This window comes from Streptomyces murinus, from assembly GCF_002154555.1.
Classification (GTDB): domain Bacteria; phylum Actinomycetota; class Actinomycetes; order Streptomycetales; family Streptomycetaceae; genus Streptomyces; species Streptomyces murinus.
This window is the reverse complement of record NZ_MUNF01000249.1, coordinates 1-17,255: the sequence shown is the minus strand read 5'-3', so window position 1 is coordinate 17,255 and position 17,255 is coordinate 1. Positions and strand designations below refer to the sequence as shown.

Annotated in this window: 20 protein-coding genes and 1 pseudogene; 16 read left to right on the top strand and 5 right to left on the bottom strand. The window is 72.9% G+C overall.

All coding sequences use genetic code 11. The annotated features are described in order from the left end of the window. From CCN72_RS16740 to CCN72_RS16685, 12 genes are all read left to right on the top strand, one after another. A partial coding sequence (locus CCN72_RS16740; protein ID WP_086808213.1) for a transketolase occupies positions 1 to 1,798 on the top strand: 1,798 nt, incomplete at its 5' end. Beyond that, the gene (gene ligD / locus CCN72_RS16735) at positions 1,795 to 2,730 is read left to right on the top strand and encodes a non-homologous end-joining DNA ligase (protein WP_086808212.1); all 936 of its coding nucleotides are present in this window, start codon (positions 1,795 to 1,797) and stop codon (positions 2,728 to 2,730) included. The genes CCN72_RS16740 and ligD, both read left to right, overlap by 4 nt. Before the next feature lie 63 nt (positions 2,731 to 2,793). Continuing rightward, on the top strand, positions 2,794 to 3,276 hold the full coding sequence (locus CCN72_RS16730; RefSeq protein ID WP_086808214.1) for a gas vesicle protein GvpO: 483 nt from the start codon (positions 2,794 to 2,796) through the stop codon (positions 3,274 to 3,276). A 53-nt stretch (positions 3,277 to 3,329) separates the two neighbouring features. Then, complete coding sequence (locus tag CCN72_RS16725) at positions 3,330 to 3,743, top strand: gas vesicle structural protein GvpA (RefSeq protein ID WP_086808211.1); 414 nt, start codon at positions 3,330 to 3,332, stop codon at positions 3,741 to 3,743. Continuing rightward, positions 3,740 to 4,498: a GvpL/GvpF family gas vesicle protein gene (locus CCN72_RS16720; protein ID WP_086808210.1), complete on the top strand. Its 759-nt coding sequence runs from the start codon at positions 3,740 to 3,742 to the stop codon at positions 4,496 to 4,498. Before CCN72_RS16725 ends, CCN72_RS16720 begins: the two co-directional genes overlap by 4 nt. Before the next feature lie 51 nt (positions 4,499 to 4,549). Further along, positions 4,550 to 4,813, top strand: a complete 264-nt coding sequence (locus CCN72_RS16715) for a gas vesicle protein GvpG (protein ID WP_086808209.1) — start codon at positions 4,550 to 4,552, stop codon at positions 4,811 to 4,813. Then, positions 4,810 to 5,451: a DNA primase gene (locus tag CCN72_RS16710; protein ID WP_086808208.1), complete on the top strand. Its 642-nt coding sequence runs from the start codon at positions 4,810 to 4,812 to the stop codon at positions 5,449 to 5,451. The genes CCN72_RS16715 and CCN72_RS16710 overlap by 4 nt, the downstream gene beginning before the upstream one ends. After that, the gene (locus CCN72_RS16705) at positions 5,448 to 6,593 is read left to right on the top strand and encodes an SRPBCC family protein (RefSeq protein ID WP_086808207.1); all 1,146 of its coding nucleotides are present in this window, start codon (positions 5,448 to 5,450) and stop codon (positions 6,591 to 6,593) included. Before CCN72_RS16710 ends, CCN72_RS16705 begins: the two co-directional genes overlap by 4 nt. After that, the gene (locus CCN72_RS16700; protein ID WP_086808206.1) at positions 6,590 to 6,937 is read left to right on the top strand and encodes a gas vesicle protein; all 348 of its coding nucleotides are present in this window, start codon (positions 6,590 to 6,592) and stop codon (positions 6,935 to 6,937) included. The genes CCN72_RS16705 and CCN72_RS16700 overlap by 4 nt, the downstream gene beginning before the upstream one ends. Continuing rightward, complete coding sequence (locus CCN72_RS16695) at positions 6,934 to 7,758, top strand: GvpL/GvpF family gas vesicle protein (RefSeq protein ID WP_086808205.1); 825 nt, start codon at positions 6,934 to 6,936, stop codon at positions 7,756 to 7,758. The genes CCN72_RS16700 and CCN72_RS16695 overlap by 4 nt, the downstream gene beginning before the upstream one ends. Next, positions 7,755 to 7,964, top strand: coding sequence for a gas vesicle protein (locus CCN72_RS41690; protein ID WP_086808204.1), 210 nt, complete (start codon positions 7,755 to 7,757; stop codon positions 7,962 to 7,964). Before CCN72_RS16695 ends, CCN72_RS41690 begins: the two co-directional genes overlap by 4 nt. Continuing rightward, a complete protein-coding gene (locus tag CCN72_RS16685) occupies positions 7,964 to 8,245 on the top strand; it encodes a gas vesicle protein K (RefSeq protein ID WP_085567438.1) in 282 nt (93 codons plus the stop codon). The genes CCN72_RS41690 and CCN72_RS16685 overlap by 1 nt, the downstream gene beginning before the upstream one ends. 60 nt (positions 8,246 to 8,305) lie before the next feature. On the opposite strand, the gene CCN72_RS16680 is transcribed toward CCN72_RS16685, so the two are convergent. Both CCN72_RS16680 and CCN72_RS16675 read right to left on the bottom strand, forming a co-directional pair. After that, complete coding sequence (locus CCN72_RS16680) at positions 8,306 to 9,127, bottom strand: class I SAM-dependent methyltransferase (protein ID WP_086808203.1); 822 nt, start codon at positions 9,125 to 9,127, stop codon at positions 8,306 to 8,308. Positions 9,128 to 9,281: 154 nt separating this feature from the next. Next, a complete protein-coding gene (locus tag CCN72_RS16675; RefSeq protein ID WP_086808202.1) occupies positions 9,282 to 10,790 on the bottom strand; it encodes a bifunctional phosphatase PAP2/diacylglycerol kinase family protein in 1,509 nt (502 codons plus the stop codon). A gap of 92 nt (positions 10,791 to 10,882) precedes the next feature. On the opposite strand from CCN72_RS16675, the gene CCN72_RS16670 reads away from it, so the two are divergent. The 3 genes from CCN72_RS16670 to CCN72_RS16660 all read left to right on the top strand — a co-directional run bounded on the left by CCN72_RS16670 (position 10,883) and on the right by CCN72_RS16660 (position 13,651). Then, positions 10,883 to 11,539, top strand: coding sequence for a histidine phosphatase family protein (locus CCN72_RS16670; RefSeq protein WP_086808201.1), 657 nt, complete (start codon positions 10,883 to 10,885; stop codon positions 11,537 to 11,539). Between the two features lie 118 nt (positions 11,540 to 11,657). Further along, positions 11,658 to 13,277: an ABC-F family ATP-binding cassette domain-containing protein gene (locus tag CCN72_RS16665; RefSeq protein WP_086808200.1), complete on the top strand. Its 1,620-nt coding sequence runs from the start codon at positions 11,658 to 11,660 to the stop codon at positions 13,275 to 13,277. 86 nt (positions 13,278 to 13,363) lie between these two features. Continuing rightward, complete coding sequence (locus tag CCN72_RS16660) at positions 13,364 to 13,651, top strand: DUF6158 family protein (protein WP_086808199.1); 288 nt, start codon at positions 13,364 to 13,366, stop codon at positions 13,649 to 13,651. 99 nt (positions 13,652 to 13,750) lie between these two features. Here the strand turns inward: CCN72_RS16660 and CCN72_RS16655 are convergent, their stop codons facing one another. The 3 genes from CCN72_RS16655 to CCN72_RS16645 all read right to left on the bottom strand — a co-directional run bounded on the left by CCN72_RS16655 (position 13,751) and on the right by CCN72_RS16645 (position 16,584). Continuing rightward, positions 13,751 to 14,293 carry a type 1 glutamine amidotransferase domain-containing protein gene (locus tag CCN72_RS16655; RefSeq protein WP_086808198.1) on the bottom strand — a complete coding sequence of 181 codons (543 nt, stop codon included), beginning with the start codon at positions 14,291 to 14,293 and terminating at the stop codon, positions 13,751 to 13,753. 45 nt (positions 14,294 to 14,338) lie between these two features. Further along, positions 14,339 to 14,716 (bottom strand): DUF2795 domain-containing protein, encoded by a 378-nt coding sequence (locus CCN72_RS16650; RefSeq protein WP_037654797.1) that lies wholly within the window; start codon positions 14,714 to 14,716, stop codon positions 14,339 to 14,341. Positions 14,717 to 14,787: 71 nt separating this feature from the next. Beyond that, positions 14,788 to 16,584: a thiamine pyrophosphate-requiring protein gene (locus CCN72_RS16645; protein ID WP_086808197.1), complete on the bottom strand. Its 1,797-nt coding sequence runs from the start codon at positions 16,582 to 16,584 to the stop codon at positions 14,788 to 14,790. Between the two features lie 418 nt (positions 16,585 to 17,002). Here CCN72_RS16645 and CCN72_RS16640 point away from each other — a divergent pair. Beyond that, positions 17,003 to 17,255: pseudogene (locus CCN72_RS16640) on the top strand (hypothetical protein); the annotation flags it as partial.

Sequence of the window (17,255 nt, the reverse complement as noted above, 5' to 3'; positions counted from 1 at the left end):
CGTACGGGCCGCCGCGGCGGCGGGCTCCGGGCATCCCACGTCCTCGATGTCCGCCGCCGACCTGATGGCCGTACTCCTCGCCAACCATCTGCGCTACGACTTCGAGCGCCCCGAGCATCCCGCCAACGACCGCTTCGTGCTGTCCAAGGGCCATGCCTCGCCCCTGCTGTACTCCGCGTACAAGGCGGCCGGCGCCGTCGAGGACGGCGAGCTGATGACCTTCCGCAAGCTCGGCAGCCGGCTCGAAGGACATCCGACACCCCGCAGGCTGCCCTGGGTGGAGACCGCCACAGGCTCCCTCGGCCAGGGTCTGCCCGTAGGGGTCGGCATCGCCCTCGCCGGGCTGCGCCTGGACCGCACCGGCTACCGGGTGTGGGTGTTGTGCGGGGACAGCGAGCTGGCGGAGGGCTCGGTGTGGGAGGCCGCCGAGCACGCCGGGTTCGAGAACCTGGACAACCTGAAGGTGATCGTGGACGTCAACCGGCTCGGGCAGCGCGGCCCCACCCGGCACGGCCACGACCTGGACGCCTACGCCCGCCGTTTCCAGGCCTTCGGCTGGCACACCATCGAGATCGACGGCCATGACGTGGACGCGATCGACCGGGCCTACGGGGAGGCGCTGTCCACCACCGGGCAGCCCGTCGTGATCCTCGCCCGCACCCTCAAGGGCAAGGGCGTGGCCGCCGTGGAGGACCAGGAGGGCCACCACGGCAAGCCGCTGCCCGACGCCGACGAGGCCATCGCCGAGCTCGGCGGCCCCCGTGCGCTGCACATCCGCGTGGGCGAGCCGCCGGCCGCCGCCGCGCTGCGCGACCGCACCACCGAGGTGATCCGGCTCCCGCGCTACGACAAGGGCGACGAGGCCGCCACCCGGGACGCCTTCGGCGCCGCCCTCGCCGCCCTCGGCGACGCGCGCGGCGACATCGTCGCCCTGGACGGCGAGGTCGGCGACTCCACCCGCACCGAGGAGTTCGGCAAGGCGCACCCCGAGCGCTTCTTCGAGTGCTACATCGCCGAGCAGCAACTCGTCGCCACCGCCGTGGGAATGGCGGTGCGCGGCTGGGTGCCGTACGCCGTGACCTTCGCCGCGTTCCTCACCCGCGCCCACGACTTCGTGCGCATGGCGTCCATCAGCGGCTCCGGGATCAACCTCGTCGGCTCGCACGCCGGGGTCGCCATCGGGCAGGACGGGCCCTCGCAGATGGGCCTGGAGGACCTCGCCATGTTCCGCGCCATCCACGACTCCACGGTGCTCTACCCCTGCGACGCCAACCAGACCGCCCGGCTGGTCGCCACCATGGCCGGTCTCGACGGCATCCGCTATCTGCGCACCTCCCGCGGCAAGACCCCGGTGCTCTACGACGCCGACGAGGAGTTCCCGGTCGGCGGCAGCAAGACGCTGCGCTCCTCGGAGGAGGACCGGCTGACGATCGTCGCCGCCGGGGTCACCGTGCCCGAGGCGCTGGCGGCCGCCGACCGGCTCGCCGAGGACGGCATCGCGGTCCGGGTGATCGACCTGTACTCGGTCAAGCCCGTCGACGCCGAGACGCTGCGCCGGGCCGCCGAGGACACCGGCTGCCTGCTCACCGTCGAGGACCACCACCCCGAGGGCGGTATCGGGGACGCGGTCGCGGAGTCCTTCGCCGACGGCCGTCCGGTGCCCCGCCTGGTCCGGCTCGGGGTCCGTACGATGCCCGGCTCGGCCGCCCCCGACGAGCAGCTGCACGCCGCGGGCATCGACGCCCTCGGCATCGTGGCCGCGGCGAAACTGCTGGTGGAGGAGGCGGTGGTGCGGTGAGCGAGGACGCGGACCGGCCGATACGGGCCGGCCGTCGCACCGTAGGGATCCAGCGGCCGGGAAAGGTCCTCTTCCCCGGCCGCGGGGGCGCCCCGGAGTACACCAAGGGCGACCTCGCCGACTACTACCACTCCATCGCCCCCCATCTGCTGCCGCACCTCAGGGGCCGCCCGCTGATGCTGGAGCGCCACCCGGACGGGATCGACGGGCCGCGGTTCATGCAGAAGAACACCCCCGAGCACTACCCGGAGTGGATCACCCGCGCCGTGGTCGCCAAGGAGGGCGGCACCGTCACCCATGTGGTGTGCGACGACACCGCCACCCTCCTCTTCCTCGCCGACCAGGCCTGTGTCACCCCGCACCGCTGGCTGTCCCGCACCGACCGCGCCGCCGGCCCCGACCACCCCGACCGGCTGGTGTTCGACCTCGACCCGCCGGACGACGACTTCGCCCCGGTCCGCGCGGCCGCGGCCGTGCTGCGCACGCTGCTGGACGAACTCGCCCTGCCCGCCGCCCCGATGACCACCGGCTCGCGGGGACTGCACCTCGTCGTCCCGCTCGACGGACGTCAAGACTTCGACGAGGTACGGCGGTTCGCCCACGAAGTCGCCGAACTCGCCGTCGCACGGCACCCGGACCGGCTCACCACCGCCGTCCGTAAGGAGGACCGCGGCGGCCGCCTCTATCTCGACGTGCAGCGCAACGGCTACGCACAGACCGCGGTGGCCCCCTACGCGGTCCGCGCCCGCCCGGGCGCCCCCGTCGCCGTGCCCGTCGCCTGGCCGCAGCTGGAGGATCCCGGACTCCACGCCCGCCGCTGGACCATCGCCGACGCCCTGGAGCAGGCCCGCACCGACCCGTGGGCGGAGCTGCCGGCCAGGGGCCGCGGCCTGGGCCCCGCACGGCGGCGTCTCGCGGAGCTGCGCGACTGAGGACTGAGGACGGCCCGAAGGTTTGGCCACGGGATGAACGGCCACCCGCACCAAGAGGTGGCCATGTCGAACACACATCGCACATCACGGACACGGAATTCACGGGAATCCCAAGAGTCCCCCCAGGAAGCCGAGCGCGAAGAAGAGCGCGAAGCTCGGCAAGAAATCGAACAGGAGCCGGAGGCGGAGCCCCGGAAGACCCGGAAAGGTTCCCGGCCGTCCCCCGGCGGCGAAGAGTCCATAGGCGAAGAGTCGATACACGAGCCCGAAGGGCGTCGGCCGCCCCTCATGGAGGTACTGCGGCAGGCGCGCGGCCAGCTCGCCGAGCTGACCGGACTCGAAGCCGAATCGGTGTCCTCCTTCGAGCAGACCGAGGACGGCTGGTCTCTCGAGGTCGAGGTACTGGAGCTGTCCAGGGTGCCGGACACCATGAGCCTCATGGGCGGCTACCAGGTCGAACTCGACCGGGACGGACAGCTCACCGGCTACCGGCGGGTCCGCCGCTACGAACGCGGCAGAGCCGACCCGCGACCCGGCGGCCACTAGCGGGCCGCACCGATCGGACCATCAGCGACTATCCCGGAGGAGGAACGGCCGGCATGACCGTAGTCCCGGCACAGCAGACCGGCGGCGGAGGCAGCAGCGGCCTCTACGACGTACTGGAACTGGTTCTCGACCGCGGCCTGGTGATCGACGCCTTCGTGCGCGTCTCCCTGGTCGGCATCGAGATCCTGAAGATCGACGTCAGGGTCGTCGTGGCGAGCGTCGACACGTATCTGCGCTTCGCCGAGGCATGCAACCGCCTCGATCTGGAATCCGGACCCAACAAGCGCCCCGGCCTGCCCGATGTGGTCGGCCAGGTCACCGAGTCCGGTGCGCGCGGCAAGTCCAAGGGCGCCCTCTCCGGCGCCGCCGAGACCGTATCCGACGCGTTCAAGCAGGCGCGGGAAGAGGGCGAGGAGCGCCCCCGTACCCGTAAGGCCGCGGCCCGCCGCAAGGAGGAGCAGGAGTGAGCACGTACGTCTACGGGATCACCGCCCGTTCGCACCCGGCGCTCCCCGAGGGGATGACCGGCGTGGGCGAACCGGCCAGGACCGTGCGCGTCCTCGCCGAGGGTGAGCTGGCCGCGCTGGTCAGCGAGGCCCCCGAGGGGCTGCGCCCCAAGCGCCGGGACCTGCTCGCCCACCAGAACGTGCTCGCCGAGGCGGGCGCCGGCGGCTGTGTGCTGCCCATGCGGTTCGGCAACGTGGCCCCCGACGACGACACCGTCACCCAGGTCCTCGAAGAACGCGCCGAGCACTACCGGGAGCGGCTCGCCGCCCTGGACGGCAAGGTCGAGTACAACGTCAAGGCCCATCACATCGAGGAGGCCGTACTGCATCTGGTGATGGCCGAGCAGGCGGACATACGCGCCCTCGCGGACGCCAACCGCAAGGCGGGCGGCGGGAGTTACGACGACAAGCTGCGCCTCGGCGAACTGGTCGCCGGTGCCGTCAAGGCCCGGGAGGCCGCCGACGCCGCCGAGGTGCGGGGCCTGCTGGAGCCGGCCGCCGCCGCGGTCAGCGCCGGACCCCAGTCCACCGGCTGGCTGCTCAACGACTCGTTCCTGGTGGCCCGCGACACCGCCGAGGACTTCCTGGCCGCCGTCGAGCGGGTCCGTGCCGACCGCCCCCACCTGGAGCTGCGCGTCAACGGCCCGCTGCCGCCGTACAGCTTCGTCGAACCGGGCCCAGCCCAGCCGGCGGAGACCACCGCCCCGGCCCCCTAGGGGGCGACCGGGTGACCCAGCGGCCCGGACGGAGACCGGAAGGAGGACCCCATGGGACTGATCAAGGAAGTGCTGCTGCTGCCCTTCGCGCCCGTGCGCGGCAGCGGCTGGGCGATCAACCAGGTGCTCCGCGAGGCGGAACGTATCTATTACGACCCCGCCACCGTACGGGCCGAACTCGCCCGCCTCGAAGAGCAGTTGATGTCGGGCGAGATCACCGAGGAGGAGTTCGACCGGCGCGAGGACGAACTGCTCGACCGGCTGGAAGCCCCCCAGGGCCCCGGCGACACCACAGGCAACGGAACGGGACGATGAACCGAACGGCACTGGGCCTCGCCATAGGGGCCGGATACTTCCTGGGACGCACCAGGAAACTGAAGATGGCCATCGCGGTCGGCTCGCTCGTGGCGGGCAAGAAGCTCAACCTCGGCCCGGGCGCGCTCGCCGACCTCGCACGCCAACAACTGCGCGACAACCCGCAGTTCAAGGAGATCGGCGATCAGCTGCGCACCGATCTGCGGGGCGTCGGCAAGGCGGCCTCCGGGGCCATGGTCGAACGCCAGATGAGCACCCTCGCCGACCGCCTCCACGACCGTACGGCCCAGGTGCGCGGCGAACTCCCCGGAGCGCCCGCGGACGAGTCCGACGACGAATCCGACGACGGGCCCGAGGCCGAGGCCGGACGTGACGACGAGGCCGGGCGTGACGACGAGGACCGCGCGGCCGACCGCGACGACGAGCCGGACGGCGGCGGCAGGTCCACCGGAAAGCCCCGCGCCCAGAAGCCGGCCGTCAGGAAGACCGCGGCACGGCGCACGGGAACGGCGGAGAGGACGGGCCCCGCGAAGAAGAGGACGACGGGCAAGAAGACCGGCGCCCAGCGTCAGACGGCCGCGAAGAAGCCGGCCGGCTCCCGCGGCGGCGGTTCCGCGAAGGGCGGCGATGAACGATGACCGACACCGTCGGTTCCGCGGCCTCGGCCGCGGGGAAGGCCAAGGGCGCCGCCAACGACGCCAATCCGCTCACCGACCTCGCCCACAGCGAGGCCGCCGACCGGCTGAAGGAGGAGGCGCAGGAGTATCTGTCCGCACAGGCCCAGCGGCTGCTCACCGGTCTCGGCCGCAAGCTCGGCGAGACCACCGGCAAGCTGAACGACATCGCCGAGGGCAAGAGCCCCGGCTTCGCGAGCCTCGCGCTGGACGGCGGCCGCAAGCTCGCCGAGGGCAAGGGCCCGCTGCGCACCGCGCTGGAACTCGGCGCCTCCCATGTGAAGGACAACGTCATGGACGCGGTCAAGAACATCGGGGGCGGCAAGAAGGGCGGCAAGGGCCGCGGCGGCAACAAGCCGACCGTGATCATGGAGTTCATCGACGTCGGGGTGCCGCTGCGCACCGCCTACGACCAGTGGACCCAGTTCCAGGACTTCTCCACCTTCGCGCACGGCGTCAAGAGCGTCTCCCGCGCGGGCGACACCGAGACCGACTGGCAGGCGAAGATCTTCTGGTCCAGCCGCAGCTGGAAGGCCCGCACCACCGAGCAGATCCCCGACCAGCGCATCCAGTGGACCTCCGAGGGCGCCAAGGGCAGCACCAAGGGCGTCGTCACCTTCCACGCGCTCGGGGACAACCTGACCAGGGTCCTGCTGGTGATCGAGTACTACCCGAGCGGCTTCTTCGAGAAGACCGGCAATCTGTGGCGCGCCCAGGGGCGCCGGGTCAGGCTGGACCTGAAGCACTTCGCCCGCTTCATCAGCCTCAAGGCGGAGGCGGACGACGGCTGGCGCGGCGAGATCCGCGACGGCGAGGTCGTCCGCAGCCACGAGGACGCGGTCGCGGAGGAGGAGTCCGAGGAGTCCGACGCATCCGAGGAGCCGGAGGACCGGGCCGAGGGCCAGGAGTCCGGGGAGCCTGAGGAGTACGAGGACGAGGAGGAGGACGGCTCGTACAGGGACGAGGACGAGGACGAAGAGGACGAAGAGGACGACGACGAGGAGCCGGAGGAGGACGACGAGGAGGAGTACGAGGACGAGGACGAGGAGTACGAGGGTGACGAGGAGGAAGAACCCGAGTACGCCGAGCGCGGGAGCCGTCGATGACGACGCCCGCCCCCCGGTCGAGCGGTTTCCCCGACCCCTACGGCCACAACTCGGGCGCGAACCTCGCCGACATCCTGGAACGCGTCCTCGACAAGGGTGTCGTCATCGCCGGTGACATCCGGATCAACCTGCTCGACATCGAACTGCTCACCATCAAGCTGCGGCTCATCGTCGCCTCGGTGGACAAGGCGAAGGAGATGGGGATCGACTGGTGGGAGACCGACCCGGCCCTGTCCTCCCGGGCCCGCCGGGACGAGCTGACCCGGGAGAACGCGGAGCTGAGAGAACGGCTGGCCCGGCTGGAGGAGCTGGAGCCGGGCCGCGCGCGGAAGGAGGCGCCATGACCGGACTGCGCTATGTGTATGCCGTCTGCCGTCCCCTCGGGGCGCCCCTACAGGCCCAGCTGACGGGCATCGGGGGCGCTCCGCCGGCCCTGCTGGCCCACCGCGGGCTGATCGCGGTGGTCAGTACGGTCCCCGAGGCCGACTTCTGCGAGGAGGGGCTCAAGGCCCACCTGGAGGACCTGGACTGGCTGGCCGCGACCGCCCGCGCCCACCAGGGTGTGATCGACGCGCTCACCACCGTCACCACTCCGCTGCCGCTGCGCCTGGCGACCGTCTTCCGGGACGACAGCGGGGTGCGCAGCATGATGGAGGCCCGCGAGACGGACTTCCTGCACGCCCTGGACCGGCTGGAGGGCCAGGTCGAGTGGGGCGTCAAGGTGTTCACGGAGCCGCCCCCGGAGCCCGCCACGGACGAGCGCGCCGGGACGGCAGCGACGGGGGAGAAGTCGGACAAGCCGATGAGCGGCCGGGACTATCTGCGCCGCCGCCGCGCGGACACCCGGGCCCACGAGGCCGACCTCCAGGCCGCCGAGGCCTTCGCGGACGCCCTGCACCAGCGACTGGGCGCGCACGCCGAGGCCAGTCGGCTGCATCCCCCGCAGAACGCCTCGCTGTCCGGCGCCCTGGGCCGCAATGTGCTGAACGCGGCCTATCTGGTGCCCCGCAACCGCTCCGAGGAGTTCGTGGAGCTGGTGGACCGCACGAAGGACGAGGCCGGCGGGCTGCGGGTGGAGCTGACCGGGCCCTGGGCCGCGTACTCGTTCAGCGGGTTCGCCGAGGAGGACGCGCGGCACGGCGCGTCGGCGGGGGAGGGCCGGTGACCGTCGTGGAGCGCCGGGAGATCGCCCTGGTCGACCTGCTGGACCGGCTGCTGGCGGGCGGCGTGGTGATCACGGGCGATGTCACGCTGCGCATCGCCGACGTGGACCTCGTCCGCATCGACCTGAACGCCCTGATCAGCTCGGTCAACGCCTCCGTGCCCTCGCCGTTCGAGATGCTGCCCGAGCCGCCCGCGAAGGAGCTGTGATGTCCGCCCGCAACCGGCTCGACCTTGAACCCGACACGGTCGAGCGCGATCTGGTGAAACTGGTGCTGACCGTCGTGGAACTGCTGCGCCAGCTGATGGAGCGGCAGGCCGTACGGCGCTTCGACACCGGTGATCTGTCCGAGGAGCAGGAGGAGCGGATCGGGCTCACCCTGATGCTCCTGGAGGACCGGATGGCGGAGCTGCGCAATCGCTACGGGCTGCGGCCCGAGGACCTCAACCTGGACCTCGGACCGCTCGGCCCCCTGCTGCCCCGCGACTGAGCCGCGCGAGCACCCGCGTACGCCGGACCGAGCCGCGAGCGCCCGCGTACGCCGGCTCGCTCACGCCTCCTTGCGGCAGAGGATCTCCCCGTGCAGCACCGCGAACCAGCCGTCCTCCCGCCGCCCCCACTCCCGCCAGGCGTCCGACACCGCCCGCAGCCGCTCGGGCGTGGCATGGCCGCCCGCCGTAGCCCGTTCGGCGTAGGCGGAGGCGAGGGTGCGGTCCGCCCACAGACCGCTCCACCAGGCGCGCTCCTCCTCGGTGGCGAAGGTCCAGGTGCCGCAGCTCGCGGTGATGTCCCGCAGCCCGGCGGCCAGCGCCCAGGACTTCAGCCGGCGCCCGGCGTCCGGCTCACCGCCGTTGGCGCGCGCCACCCGCTCGTACAGGTCCAGCCAGTCGTCCAGACCGGGCAGCGCCGGGTACCAGGTCATCGCCGCGTAGTCGGCGTCCCGTACGGCGATGAAGCCGCCCGGCTTCGTCACCCGGCGCATCTCGCGCAGCGCCTGCACCGGGTCGCCCACATGCTGGAGCACCTGGTGGGCGTGGACCACGCAGAAGGTGTCGTCCGGGTAGTCCAGGGCGTGTACATCGGCGACCGCGAAGTCGACGTTGGCCAGCCCGCGCGCGGCGGCCGTCTCCCGCGCCTGCTCCAGGACGCCGGGAGCGTGGTCGACGCCGGTCACCCGGCCGTCGGGCACCAGCTCGGCCAGATCGGCGGTGATGGTCCCGGGCCCGCAGCCGATGTCCAGGATCTTCATGTGCGGCTTGAGGGAACCGAGCAGATAGCCCGCGGAGTTGGCGGCGGTTCGCCAGGTGTGCGAGCGCAGCACCGACTCGTGGTGCCCGTGCGTGTAGACGGCCGTCTCCCGTGCTTTCGGCATGCCGATTCCCCTGCTCGTCGCGTCCTCGACGCGTGTCCCGTCGCACCGGCCCCACCGGCCCGCGCCATGCTTCACGGTACGCGCGCGGGCCGAATGATGAGACCCTTGTTTTGCCATACGGACTGACGGGTCATCAGAACTCAGGAGTCGACCGTCAGGAGGCGCTGGGCAGCGGGCGGTAGACCGTCAGTGCCTCCGGCAGCTTCTCCACCGTCACCTCGCCCGAGACGGTCGTGACCTCCCCGTCGTAGGCCAGCGGGGTGCCGGGCGCGAGGCCGGTCAGCCGCAGCCGGTTCACCTGGACGGCGGCATGCGCGGGCGAGCGGGTCAGGGGCCCCGCGGCGGCCGCCGCGAGCAGCCGCAGCGCGGGCCGCCCGCTGCCGTGCACCACCCGCACGTCCAGCAGCCCGTCCGCCAGATCGGTACGGCGGCCCGGCGCGAGCCCCATCCGGTGGTAGACGCCGTTGCCGGCGAACAGCATCCACAGCGGCCGCCGTTCACCGCCCACCTCCACCTCCAGCGGGTGCTGCCCCTCGCGCAGCACCCGCAGCGCGCCGAGCAGCCCGGCAGGCCAGCCGCCGATCCGGTGCGACCAGGAGTCCCGGGCGCGCACCAGCTCCGGGTACACCCCGAGGCTCAGCGTGTTCAGGAACAGGTGTTCGGTGCCCTCGGAGACGAACCGGCCCGCGTCCACCCGTACCGCCTCGCCCTTGCGCACCGCGCGGGCCAGATCGCGCTCGTCCTCCACGCCCAGATCCAGCGCGAAGTGGTTCAGGGTGCCGCCCGGCAGCACGGCCAGCGGCAGCCCGTGGCGCAGGGCGACGGCCGCCGCCGTGTTCACGGTGCCGTCGCCGCCGCACACTCCGAGCACCCGCGCCCGCACCGCCGCCTTCGCGAGCGCGTCGCCCGTCTCGCCGGGCTCGCACTCCACGATCTCCGCGCGCGGCAGCGCCGCCCGCAGCCCGTTCACCCGGTCCGCGGTGCCCGAGCCCTGGTTGGCGACCACCACCAGACCCTCGCCCTCCGGCAGCGCGGGCACCTCGGCGCGCGGCCGGGCGCCCGGCACCGTCGCCGCGCGGGCCGGCACGAGGCGCCGTACCAGGAAGGCGGCGCCCGCGCCGAGCGCCGCACCGGCCAGTACGTCGCTCGGGAAGTGCACCCCGGTGTAGACCCGGGAGGCGGCCACCGAGAACGCCAGCGGCGCGACGGCCGCGCCCCACGCCGGGGACTCCAGCGCCACCCCGACGGCGAAGGCGGCCGCCGAGGCCGCGTGACCCGAGGGGAAGGACGTGGTGACCGGCTGGCGCCGCAGCCGCCGCCCGCGCGGCACCGGGTCGAGCAGCGGCCGGGCCCGGCGCACCGAGCGCTTGCCGAGCGTGTTCACGGTCGCGGAGGCCACCGCGAGCGAGGCCATGCCCCGCAGGGCGGCCCGTCGTGCCCTGGGCGTACGGGTCGCCGCCACCCCCGCGGCCACGGCGGCCCACAGCACCCCGTGGTTGGCGCTGCGGCTCAGCCGGGGCAGTACGTGCTCGGCGCCCGGCCAGTTCCAGCGGGCGGCCCGCTCGAAGAGGCGGGCGTCGGCCGCGAGCAGCCGTTCGTACAGGGGATGCGGCAGGGCGGTCGGGGTAGTCAGGTCCACGTCCGGGGTCTCGGTCTCGTTCATAGGGGTGCGGTTACCCTGAAGTGCCCGTTTCCTGTCCCACCGCGTCCCGCACCGCGCGGACGCCGCCCGGACGCCACAAGGAGAACGCCCGGATGCGCCTGCTCCTGATCCGCCACGGCCAGACCACGTCCAACGTGCGCCAACTGCTGGACACCGCCGCGCCCGGGCCCGGTCTCACCTCGCTCGGCGAGGCCCAGGCAGCCGCGCTGCCCCGGGCGCTGGCCGCCGAGGACATCGGCGCCCTCTACGCCTCCCCGCTGATCCGCACCCAGCTCACCGCCGCCCCGCTGGCTCTTGCGCGGGGGCTGGAGGTGACCGTCCGCGACGGCATCCGCGAGCTGTCCGCGGGCCGTCTGGAGATGCTGCCCGGCGACGCCCCCGAGGCCGAGTCCTATATGCGCACCGCCTTCGCCTGGGCGGCCGGGCACACCGCGCTGCGCGTCCCCGGCGGGGAGAGCGGCGAGGAGGCGCTCGGGCGGTACGACGCCGTGATCGAGGAGGCGTACCTCAGCGGCGCGGGCACGGTCGCCCTGGTCAGCCATGGCGCCGCGATCCGGATGTGGACCGCCGCCCGCGCCCGCAACATCGATGTCGCCTTCGCCGCCGCGCGCCCGCTGGCCAACACCGGAGTGATCACCCTGGAGGGCGACCCCGGGACCGGCTGGCGGGCCCTGACCTGGGAGGCCCACACCGTCGAGCCGCCGGGCACCCCCGGCCCGACGGGGGAGCCGCTGGGCACCACGGGCTGAAACCGGGGCGGGGGAGCACGGGCGGAACCCCGGGGAACCGGTGCGGCCACGGGGTTCGGGCGGGGGCGTCCGATAACGGTTTGCCCCTGTCCGCCCCCGGACCGGAGAATGCGGCCTCATGGGACATCTGGAAGCCGCGCACCTCGAATACCACCTACCGGACGGCAGGGCGCTGCTCGGCGATGTCTCCTTCCGGGTCGGCGAGGGCTCGGCCGTCGCCCTGGTCGGCCCGAACGGAGCGGGCAAGACCACTCTGCTGCGGCTGATCTCCGGCGAGCTGAAGCCGCACGGCGGCTCGGTCACCGTGAGCGGCGGCCTCGGCGTGATGCGCCAGTTCGTCGGCTCCGTGCGCGACGAGACGACCGTGCGGGACCTGCTGGTCTCCGTCGCCCCGCCCCGGATCCGCGAGGCCGCGAAGGCGGTGGACGAGGCCGAGCACACCGTCATGACGGTGGACGACGAGGCCGCCCAGCTGGCCTACGCGCAGGCCCTCGCCGACTGGGCCGAGGTGCGCGGCTACGAGGCCGAGACGCTGTGGGACATGTGCACCACCGCCGCGCTCGGCATGCCGTACGACAAGGCGCAGTGGCGCCAGGTGCGCACCCTGTCCGGCGGTGAGCAGAAGCGCCTGGTGCTGGAGGCGCTGCTGCGCGGCACCGACGAGGTCCTGCTGCTGGACGAACCGGACAACTACCTGGACGTACCCGGCAAGCGGTGGCTGGAGCAGCAGCTCAAGGAGACCCGCAAGACGGTGCTGTTCGTCTCCCACGACCGTGAACTCCTCGCCCGCGCCGCCGAGAAGATCGTCTCCGTCGAGCCGGGACCGGCCGGCGCGGACGCCTGGGTGCACGGCGGCGGCTTCGCCACCTATCACGAGGCCCGCCGCGAACGCTTCGCCCGCTTCGAGGAGTTGCGCCGCCGCTGGGACGAGAAGCACGCCCAGCTGAAGAAGCTCGTCCTGAACCTCCGTCAGGCCGCCTCCGTCAGCCATGAGATGGCCTCGCGCTACGCCGCCGCGCAGACCAGGCTGCGCAAGTTCGAGGAGGCCGGACCGCCCCCGGAGCCGCCGCGCGAGCAGGACATCACCATGCGTCTGAAGGGCGGCCGTACCGGCGTAAGGGCGGTCACCTGCACGGGACTTGAGCTGACCGGCCTGATGAAGCCGTTCGACCTGGAGGTGTTCTACGGCGAACGGGTCGCCGTCCTCGGCTCGAACGGCTCCGGCAAGTCGCACTTCCTGCGCCTGCTGGCCGGCGAGGACGTCGCGCACTCGGGCCTCTGGAAGCTCGGCGCCCGCGTCGTACCGGGCCACTTCGCACAGACCCACGCGCACCCCGAACTCCAGGGCCGCACCCTGCTGGACATCCTGTGGAAGGAGCACGCCCAGGACCGCGGCCCGGCCATGTCCCGGCTGCGCCGCTACGAGCTGACCCAGCAGGCCGAGCAGCGCTTCGAGCGGCTCTCCGGCGGCCAGCAGGCCCGCTTCCAGATCCTGCTGCTCGAACTCGCGGGCGTCACCGCCCTGTTGCTGGACGAGCCGACCGACAACCTGGACCTGGAGTCCGCCGAGGCCCTCCAGGAGGGTCTGGAGGCGTTCGACGGCACGGTCCTCGCGGTCACCCACGACCGCTGGTTCGCCCGTTCCTTCGACCGCTTCCTGGTCTTCGGCACCGACGGCCGGGTCCGTGAGACCCCGGAGCCGGTGTGGGACGAGCGCCGGGTGGAGCGGGCCCGGTAGCCGCCCGCGCTCCCCCGGCGGCATGCGGAGGCCGGGGGACCGGGATGTTCGTACAGTGGATTCAGGAACGCGGGTACCCGGACCGAATGAACGGACACGACGAGCGGGGCACCACCATGACCGGAGTCGACCCCAGCCGACTGGACGACCAGCAGCTCATGAAAGAGCTGGAGACGATCCACCGCACGCGCCACGACACCCTCCTGTACGGCTCCAACGACGCGCTGCGGGCCCACAACGAGCGCATGGCGCAGCTGGAGGGCGAATATCTGCGCCGCAACCCGCGCCGCCTGGTCAGCGCGGGCCGCACCCGCGAGGGCGCCCGGGAGCGCCATTGCGGCGAGTCGGTGACCCCGGGGCAGCCCGGCACCTGAGCCGAGCCGACCGCACGGCACGACGCGTGTGAGACGTGCGTGAGGGGGCCGACCCGTCCTGGGCCGGCCCCCTCACCATGTCACCGGGCCGGTGGAGTCTCAGCCGGCCGCACCCTCGAACACCTGGAGGAACGTCTCGCAGAACGCCTTCAGATCGTCCGGCTTACGGCTGGTCACCAGCTGGTTGGGCCCCTGGTCGCAGACCTTGACCTGCTCGTCCACCCAGGCACCGCCCGCGTTGCGGATATCCGTCTTCAGGCTCGGCCAGGAGGTCAGCACCCGGCCCCGTACGACGTCCGCCTCCACCAGCGTCCAGGGCGCATGGCAGATCGCGGCGACCGGACGCCCCTGGTCGAAGAAGTCCTTCACGAACCCCACGGCCTTCTCGTCCATCCGCAGGAAGTCCGGGTTCGCCACCCCGCCGGGCAGCACAAGCCCCCCGAACGAGCCGGCGTCCGCCTCGCCGACCACCTCGTCCACCTCGAAGGTGTCCGCCTTGTCGAGATGGTTGAACCCCTGAACCTTCCCGGACTCGGTCGACACCAGCACCGGCTCGTGCCCCCCGTCCGTGACCGCCTTCCACGGCTCGGTCAGCTCCACCTGCTCGACGCCCTCGGGCGCCACCAGAAACGCGATGCGCATGATCTCCGTCCTCCTTTCCTCGCTCTTCCCTCGCCCTTCTCTCGCTCATCCGCCGCCCGAGAGCGCCTCGGCCAGTTGCTGCACATTGCGGAACCGCTCGCCGCGCGGCAGCTCCGCCACCGCGTCCACCAGCGGATCCGGCGCGTTGTCCCGGCGCAGGGCCGAGACCAGCTCGCCCGGGCGGGCCGGGAAGGCGCTGCGGCTCAGGCTGCGGGCCAGCTCCAGCCGCACCCGTTCCAGGGACGCCGGGGAGCCGATCCCGCCGACCGGGCCGCCGGTCACCTCCGGGTCGTCGTCGGCGGCGGGCTCCGGGTCGTGCCACTCCTCGGCCCGGGTCGGGTGCCCGGACCTCAGCAGCCCCTTGAGCTCGTGCTTCATCTCGTCGTCCCGGTGCACGTTCAGCCGGTCACTGCCTCGCTGCATATCTCCCTCCAGGGGTCGAACGTCCGCACCCGCGTACCCGGTACGGCACCGCCGAACACCGCCACCGCCGCCTACCGCCTGGTCCGGCCCGGCAGGAACTCCTGGACCTTCGCCTTCAGGCCCTGCTTGACCACCGAGCCCCGGTCCGGGTCGCCCTTGAGGACCGAGGCGGCCGTGGCCTCCATCTGCTCCCAGGTGGCGTGCGGCGGGATCGGCGGTACGGCGGGGTCGGTCAGGAACTCGATCACGCAGGGGCGGTCCGCCGCGAGCGCCGCCCGCCAGCCCGCCGCCACGTCCTCGGACTTCTCCACCCGGATGCCCTCAAGGCCGAGCGACCGCGCGAAGTCGGCGTACCGCACGTCCGGGATCTCCTGCGAGGGCAGGAAGGACGGCGCGCCCTCCATCGCCCGCATCTCCCAGGTCACCTGGTTCAGGTCCTGGTTGTTCCACACCGCGACCACCAGCCGGGGATCCGGCCAGCGGTCCCGGTACTTGGCCGCGGTGATCATCTCCGCAAGACCGTTCATCTGCATCGCGCCGTCGCCCACCAGCGCCACCACCGGCCGGTCCGGGTGCGCGAACTTCGCGCCGATCGCGTACGGCACCCCGGGCCCCATCGTCGCGAGCGTCCCGGACAGCGAGCCGCGCATACCGGGCCGCATGGTGATGTGCCGCGCGTACCAGTTCGCCACCGAGCCCGAGTCGGCGGTGAGGATCACATCGTCGGGGAGCAGCGGGTCGAGGGCCCGCGCCACGTACTCCGGGTTGATCGGATCCGCCGCGAGCCCGGCCCGCCGGTCCATCGTCTCGTGCCAGCGCCGCACGTTCGCGGCCACCGTGTCGTACCACTCCCGGCCGCCCCGGTCGGTCTCCAGCAGCGGGATCAGCCGCTGGAGCGTCGCCCGCGCGTCGCCGACGAGATTCACCTCGTACGGGTACCGCATCCCGATCATGTGCGGGTCGAGATCGATCTGCACGGCGCGCGCCTTGCCGAAGTCCGGCAGGAACTGGGCGTACGGGAACGAGGACCCGATGGTCAGCAGCGTGTCGCAGTCCCGCATCAGCTCGTACGACGGCCGGCTGCCCAGCAGCCCGATCGGCCCGGTGACGTACGGCAGCTCATCGCTGAGCACGTCCTTGCCGAGCAGCGCCTTGGCGACGCCCGCGCCGAGCAGCTCCGCGATCTCCCGCACCTCCGCGACCGCGCCCGCGGCACCCTGCCCGACCAGGATCGCCGGCTTGTCGCCCGCGTTCAGCACCTCCGCGGCCCGGCGCAGCGCCTCGTCCGTCGGGGTCGCCGTCCATTCGCTGACCCCCAGGCTGGAGGGCACCATCTTGAACGCGTGCGTCGGCGGCGAGTAGTCCAGCTCCTGCACATCGCCGGGGATGATCAGCGCGGTCGGGCAGCGCCGCGCGTACGCCGTACGGATCGCCCGGTCCAGCACGTTCGGCAGCTGCTCGGGCACCGTCACCGTCTCCACGAACTCCGAGGCGACGTCCTTGTACAGCGTGTGCAGGTCGACCTCCTGCTGGTAGGAGCCGCCCATCGCGCTGCGGTCGGTCTGGCCGACGACCGCCAGCACCGGCACATGGTCGAGCTTGGCGTCGTACAGGCCGTTCAGGAGGTGGATCGCGCCCGGTCCCGAGGTCGCCGCGCACACCCCGATGCGCCCGCTGAACTTCGCGTACCCGACCGCCTCGAACGCGGACATCTCCTCGTGCCGGGACTGGATGAACCGCGGCTTGTCCCCGGCGCGACCCCAGGCGGCGAGCAGTCCGTTGATGCCGTCGCCCGGATAGGCGAACACCTGCTCGACATCCCAGGCGCGCAGACGCTCCAGGACATGGTCGGACACCTTCGTACTCATGGAAGGACCTCCCCGGTGGGGTTGCGAAGCGGACGATCCGGTCAGCGTCGACCGAGTCTCCGGCGGGCAGTCCGGAAAACCTCCCGGGGGTTCGCGAGTCCCGCGCGCTGCGGCGTCCGGGGGCCTCGCGCCGGGCCGCGCCGTCACCCGGGTGGGCGTCCGCGTCCCGCGAATGGGGTCCGGCGGCGCGCGCCGGGGCGTGGGGCGGGCTGTGATGGCTGGGGAGGCAGGGGTACGCCCCCGGGCGCCGCAGGGCGTGGGAGTCGTACCGCCGCCCGTAACGACCGCGCCCGTACGACCGTCAGCCCGCCGTTCGCCGACCACTGCCCGCCCGCCCTCAGCCGTCCGCACCCGTCATCCGCCGACTCATCCGCCGACCGTCATCCGCAGTCCGCCGTAGCTCCCGAGGAGCCCTTCCATGCGCCGCACCGTCCGCGCCCTGCCCGTCGCCCTCGCCGCCGGCGCCGCGCTCGCCCTGACCGGCCCCGTCGCCCTCGCCGCGGCGGCCGCCCCCGGCGCGGGATTCGCGAGCTGCGCCCCCACGACCGTCCCGGAGCCGCAGCTGCCGGGCACCACCCGGGCGCCGGCCCCCGCGCCGGACCCGGACACGGGGGGCGGCGCGGGCCGGGTGCCCGGACCCACGGCCCGGGTGTCGGGGCTCCCGCTCGCCC

What these genes read in the sequence shown, in the direction of transcription:
- CCN72_RS16670 (WP_086808201.1), top strand. Translation starts at nt 10,883, where the DNA reads ATGCGCCTGCTCCTGATCCGCCACGGCCAGACCACGTCCAACGTGCGC.
- CCN72_RS16655 (WP_086808198.1), bottom strand. Translation starts at nt 14,293, where the DNA reads ATGCGCATCGCGTTTCTGGTGGCGCCCGAGGGCGTCGAGCAGGTGGAG.
- CCN72_RS16665 (WP_086808200.1), top strand. Translation starts at nt 11,658, where the DNA reads ATGGGACATCTGGAAGCCGCGCACCTCGAATACCACCTACCGGACGGC.
- CCN72_RS16725 (WP_086808211.1), top strand. Translation starts at nt 3,330, where the DNA reads ATGACCGTAGTCCCGGCACAGCAGACCGGCGGCGGAGGCAGCAGCGGC.
- CCN72_RS16710 (WP_086808208.1), top strand. Translation starts at nt 4,810, where the DNA reads ATGAACCGAACGGCACTGGGCCTCGCCATAGGGGCCGGATACTTCCTG.
- CCN72_RS16660 (WP_086808199.1), top strand. Translation starts at nt 13,364, where the DNA reads ATGAACGGACACGACGAGCGGGGCACCACCATGACCGGAGTCGACCCC.
- CCN72_RS16680 (WP_086808203.1), bottom strand. Translation starts at nt 9,127, where the DNA reads ATGCCGAAAGCACGGGAGACGGCCGTCTACACGCACGGGCACCACGAG.
- CCN72_RS16650 (WP_037654797.1), bottom strand. Translation starts at nt 14,716, where the DNA reads ATGCAGCGAGGCAGTGACCGGCTGAACGTGCACCGGGACGACGAGATG.
- CCN72_RS16645 (WP_086808197.1), bottom strand. Translation starts at nt 16,584, where the DNA reads ATGAGTACGAAGGTGTCCGACCATGTCCTGGAGCGTCTGCGCGCCTGG.
- CCN72_RS16685 (WP_085567438.1), top strand. Translation starts at nt 7,964, where the DNA reads ATGTCCGCCCGCAACCGGCTCGACCTTGAACCCGACACGGTCGAGCGC.
- CCN72_RS16730 (WP_086808214.1), top strand. Translation starts at nt 2,794, where the DNA reads ATGTCGAACACACATCGCACATCACGGACACGGAATTCACGGGAATCC.
- CCN72_RS16705 (WP_086808207.1), top strand. Translation starts at nt 5,448, where the DNA reads ATGACCGACACCGTCGGTTCCGCGGCCTCGGCCGCGGGGAAGGCCAAG.
- CCN72_RS16715 (WP_086808209.1), top strand. Translation starts at nt 4,550, where the DNA reads ATGGGACTGATCAAGGAAGTGCTGCTGCTGCCCTTCGCGCCCGTGCGC.
- CCN72_RS16700 (WP_086808206.1), top strand. Translation starts at nt 6,590, where the DNA reads ATGACGACGCCCGCCCCCCGGTCGAGCGGTTTCCCCGACCCCTACGGC.
- CCN72_RS16695 (WP_086808205.1), top strand. Translation starts at nt 6,934, where the DNA reads ATGACCGGACTGCGCTATGTGTATGCCGTCTGCCGTCCCCTCGGGGCG.
- CCN72_RS16675 (WP_086808202.1), bottom strand. Translation starts at nt 10,790, where the DNA reads ATGAACGAGACCGAGACCCCGGACGTGGACCTGACTACCCCGACCGCC.